General features: G+C 54.2%; 3 rRNA genes. All 3 read right to left on the bottom strand.

Going from position 1 to position 5,434, the window contains the following annotated elements:
- Window positions 1–11: 11 nt before the first annotated feature.
- A 5S ribosomal RNA gene (gene rrf / locus QMG83_RS15395) occupies window positions 12–128 on the bottom strand.
- Between the two features lie 138 nt (window positions 129–266).
- Window positions 267–3,386: ribosomal RNA gene (locus tag QMG83_RS15390) — 23S ribosomal RNA — on the bottom strand.
- Window positions 3,387–3,865: 479 nt separating this feature from the next.
- Window positions 3,866–5,388, bottom strand: a 16S ribosomal RNA gene (locus QMG83_RS15385).
- Together the 16S, 23S and 5S rRNA genes form the textbook arrangement of a ribosomal RNA operon.
- Window positions 5,389–5,434 lie beyond the last annotated feature (46 nt).

Raw genomic sequence — 5,434 nt, 5'->3', positions numbered from 1 at the left:
TCACAATTTAAGTCCGGCGGTGTCCTACTCTCCCACAAGGTCCCCCTTGCAGTACCATCGGCGCAGAGAGTCTTAGCTTCCGGGTTCGGAATGTAACCGGGCGTTTCCCTCTCGCTATGGCCGCCGAAACACTATGGATTTATGTTTCGTTCGTTGGTCTGATGCGAATCAGAACCAGTTCCCGACCGTAAATCGGGAACCACAAAGTGGACGCGAGAATCATTCTCATTCACCATTCGAACCCGAGGGTTCCAGTGAGGTGGGGTGTTATCAATTTATCGGCTTATTAGTACCGGTCAGCTCCATGGGTCTTTAGTCCCCACTTCCACATCCGGCCTATCAACGCAGTAGTCTAGCTGCGAGCCTCTCGACCTAAGTCTTGGAAATCTCATCTTGAAGCCGGCTTCCCGCTTAGATGCTTTCAGCGGTTATCCGTTCCGAACGTAGCTAATCAGCGGTGCTCCTGGCGGAACAACTGACACACCAGAGGTTCGTCCATCCCGGTCCTCTCGTACTAGGGATAGCTCTTCTCAAATTTCCTGCGCGCGCAGAGGATAGGGACCGAACTGTCTCACGACGTTCTAAACCCAGCTCGCGTACCGCTTTAATGGGCGAACAGCCCAACCCTTGGGACCTACTCCAGCCCCAGGATGCGACGAGCCGACATCGAGGTGCCAAACCATGCCGTCGATATGGACTCTTGGGCAAGATCAGCCTGTTATCCCCGAGGTACCTTTTATCCGTTGAGCGACAGCGCTTCCACAAGCCACTGCCGGATCACTAGTCCCGACTTTCGTCCCTGCTCGACTTGTCAGTCTCACAGTCAAGCTCCCTTGTGCACTTACACTCGACACCTGATTACCAACCAGGTTGAGGGAACCTTTGGGCGCCTCCGTTACTTTTTGGGAGGCAACCGCCCCAGTTAAACTACCCACCATGCACTGTCCCTGAACCGGATTACGGTCCGAAGTTAGATATCCAGAGTGACCAGAGTGGTATTTCAACAATGACTCCACCTGAACTAGCGTCCAAGCTTCACAGTCTCCCACCTATCCTACACAAGCCACACCGAACACCAATACAAAGCTATAGTAAAGGTCACGGGGTCTTTCCGTCCTTCTGCGCGTAACGAGCATCTTTACTCGTAGTGCAATTTCGCCGAGTTCGCGGTTGAGACAGCTGGGAAGTCGTTACGCCATTCGTGCAGGTCGGAACTTACCCGACAAGGAATTTCGCTACCTTAGGATGGTTATAGTTACCACCGCCGTTTACTGGGGCTTAAATTCTCAGCTTCGCCTTGCGGCTAACCGTTCCTCTTAACCTTCCAGCACCGGGCAGGCGTCAGTCCGTATACATCGTCTTGCGACTTAGCACGGACCTGTGTTTTTAGTAAACAGTCGCTTCCCACTGGTCTCTGCGGCCGTCAAACGCTCCAGGAGTAAATCCCTTCACGCCTCAGGCCCCCCTTCTCCCGAAGTTACGGGGGCATTTTGCCGAGTTCCTTAACCACGATTCTCTCGATCTCCTTGGTATTCTCTACCTGACCACCTGAGTCGGTTTGGGGTACGGGTGACTTGAACCTCGCGTCGATGCTTTTCTTGGCAGCATAGGATCACTGATTTCGTCCGTGAGGACTACCCATCGGGTCTCAGGCTTAGTGAACGACGGATTTGCCTATCGTTCGCCCTACATCCTTAGACCGGGACAACCATCGCCCGGCTCAGCTACCTTCCTGCGTCACACCTGTTAATACGCTAACCGCACCAGCATAGGGTCGTGTGCTAGGCCCAACGCTTCACCCCGAAGGGATCCATCAAAGGGATTCAGACACTTAGCATCACTGGATTAGTTTGGGCGGTTCTTCGTCAGTACGGGAATATCAACCCGTTGTCCATCGACTACGCCTGTCGGCCTCGCCTTAGGTCCCGACTTACCCAGGGCGGATTAGCCTGGCCCTGGAACCCTTGGTCTTTCGGAGGACGGGTTTCTCACCCGTCTTTCGCTACTCATGCCTGCATTCTCACTCGTGTGGCGTCCACGGCTGGTTTACACCGCCGCTTCACTCGCCACACGACGCTCTCCTACCACTCCATGCGCCTGGACACCTAAGGTGCCGGGCTAATACATGAAATCTACAACTTCGGTGGTGTGCTTGAGCCCCGTTACATTGTCGGCGCGGAATCACTTGACCAGTGAGCTATTACGCACTCTTTCAAGGGTGGCTGCTTCTAAGCCAACCTCCTGGTTGTCTGTGCAACTCCACATCCTTTCCCACTTAGCACACGCTTGGGGACCTTAGTTGGTAGTCTGGGTTGTTTCCCTCTCGACGATGAAGCTTATCCCCCACCGTCTCACTGCTGCGCTCTCACTTACCGGCATTCGGAGTTTGGCTAACGTCAGTAACCTTTTGGGGCCCATCAGCTATCCAGTAGCTCTACCTCCGGCAAGAAACACGCAACGCTGCACCTAAATGCATTTCGGAGAGAACCAGCTATCACGAAGTTTGATTGGCCTTTCACCCCTATCCACAGCTCATCCCCTCCATTTTCAACTGAAGTGGGTTCGGTCCTCCACGACGTCTTACCGTCGCTTCAACCTGGCCATGGATAGATCACTTCGCTTCGGGTCTAGACCCAGCGACTAAAACGCCCTATTAAGACTCGCTTTCGCTACGGCTGCCCCACTCGGGTTAACCTCGCCACTGAGCACTAACTCGCAGGCTCATTCTTCAAAAGGCACGCTCTCACCCCTACTAAGGAGGCTCGAACGGTTTGTAAGCAGACGGTTTCAGGTACTATTTCACTCCCCTCCCGGGGTACTTTTCACCTTTCCCTCACGGTACTTGTCCGCTATCGGTCATCTGGGAGTATTTAGGCTTACCAGGTGGTCCTGGCTGATTCACACGGGATTTCTCGGGCCCCGTGCTACTTGGGATACTCTTCGAACCATTGCAACATTTCGACTACCGGGCTGGCACCGTCTATGGCTGGGCTTTCAATCCCATTCGTCTATATTGCGTTGTAATTCTTGCTGTACGGCAGTAACAGCTGAAAAGTCCCGCTACCCCGACCATGCAACGCCTGCCGGCTATCACACATGATCGGTTTGGCCTCTTCCGGTTTCGCTCGCCACTACTAACGGAATCACGGTTGTTTTCTCTTCCTGTGGGTACTGAGATGTTTCACTTCCCCACGTTCCCTCTACCCGCCCTATATATTCAGGCGGGAGTCACTGGGTCGTCTTGCAACGCCCAGCGGGGTTTCCCCATTCGGAAATCCTCGGATCACAGCTCTATTATCAGCTCCCCGAGGCTTATCGCAGATTTATACGTCCTTCTTCGGCTCCAGATGCCAAGGCATCCACCGTCTGCTCTTAGAAAATTGATATCACATGAGTTTGAATCGATCGCCAGTCCGAAGACTGGAGATAGACCAATGATTTGCTGGTCAAAGACCAGCAGTCATCGTTTATGTGATCCGACCCTTTCGGGTCGAATCTAAGATGCTCGCGTCCACTGTGTAGTTCTCAAAATACGGGCGGTATCCCCCGCGCCTGGCCCAAAGGCCAGTCACAACAGGATCCGAAGACCGCGACCCGAAGGTCAATGGTCCAGAGCTCCGATCGGCACCACCACCCGAAGATGATTAGCGCCGGCCCGGTCCCTCAGGACCCAACAGCGTGCAAAGACCAGCCTCGACCCAAACATCCGTTCCCACTTCGCAAGCGAAGCGTACTAAGAGGTAAGAGTCTTACCTGGCCACAATGTCAATGTTCCACCCATGAGCGCCGTCCAACCCGAACAGGTTGGTACGACTTGGCAACTTGATCTCCCTGTATACAGAGGAGAGTTGCACATGCTCCTTAGAAAGGAGGTGATCCAGCCGCACCTTCCGGTACGGCTACCTTGTTACGACTTAGTCCTAATCACCGATCCCACCTTCGACAGCTCCCTCCTTGCGGTTGGGCCACTGGCTTCGGGTGTTACCGACTTTCATGACTTGACGGGCGGTGTGTACAAGGCCCGGGAACGTATTCACCGCAGCGTTGCTGATCTGCGATTACTAGCGACTCCGACTTCATGAGGTCGAGTTGCAGACCTCAATCCGAACTGAGACCGGCTTTTTGGGATTCGCTCCACCTTGCGGTATTGCAGCCCTTTGTACCGGCCATTGTAGCATGCGTGAAGCCCAAGACATAAGGGGCATGATGATTTGACGTCATCCCCACCTTCCTCCGAGTTGACCCCGGCAGTCTCCTTTGAGTTCCCACCATTACGTGCTGGCAACAAAGAACGAGGGTTGCGCTCGTTGCGGGACTTAACCCAACATCTCACGACACGAGCTGACGACAACCATGCACCACCTGTTTACGAGTGTCCAAAGAGTTGACTATTTCTAGCCCGTTCTCGTATATGTCAAGCCTTGGTAAGGTTCTTCGCGTTGCATCGAATTAATCCGCATGCTCCGCCGCTTGTGCGGGCCCCCGTCAATTCCTTTGAGTTTTAGCCTTGCGGCCGTACTCCCCAGGCGGGGAACTTAATGCGTTAGCTGCGACACAGAAACCGTGGAATGGTCCCTACATCTAGTTCCCAACGTTTACGGCATGGACTACCAGGGTATCTAATCCTGTTCGCTCCCCATGCTTTCGCTCCTCAGCGTCAGTTACGGCCCAGAGATCTGCCTTCGCCATCGGTGTTCCTCCTGATATCTGCGCATTCCACCGCTACACCAGGAATTCCAATCTCCCCTACCGCACTCTAGTCTGCCCGTACCCACTGCAGGCTGGAGGTTGAGCCTCCAGTTTTCACAGCAGACGCGACAAACCGCCTACGAGCTCTTTACGCCCAATAATTCCGGATAACGCTTGCACCCTACGTATTACCGCGGCTGCTGGCACGTAGTTAGCCGGTGCTTTTTCTGCAGGTACCGTCACTTTCGCTTCTTCCCTACTAAAAGAGGTTTACAACCCGAAGGCCGTCGTCCCTCACGCGGCGTTGCTGCATCAGGCTTGCGCCCATTGTGCAATATTCCCCACTGCTGCCTCCCGTAGGAGTCTGGGCCGTGTCTCAGTCCCAGTGTGGCCGGTCACCCTCTCAGGCCGGCTACCCGTCGTCGCCTTGGTGAGCCATTACCTCACCAACTAGCTGATAGGCCGCGAGTCCATCCCAGACCGAAATTCTTTCCAGCTCCTAGCCATGCGGCTGAAGCTCGTATCCGGTATTAGACACCGTTTCCAGTGCTTATCCCAGAGTCTGGGGCAGGTTACTCACGTGTTACTCACCCGTTCGCCACTGATCCAAAGAAGCAAGCTTCTCCTTCACCGTTCGACTTGCATGTGTTAAGCACGCCGCCAGCGTTCATCCTGAGCCAGGATCAAACTCTCCATAAATGTTTGATTGCTCGACTACAAGTAGCCGGCACATCTAGCGCAGGGA

Origin of the sequence: Salinibacterium sp. G-O1 (genome assembly GCF_030063305.1) — a bacterium.
Taxonomy (GTDB): domain Bacteria; phylum Actinomycetota; class Actinomycetes; order Actinomycetales; family Microbacteriaceae; genus Rhodoglobus.
The sequence above is the reverse complement of the archived record's forward strand: the minus strand, read 5'-3'. Positions and strand labels throughout refer to the sequence as shown.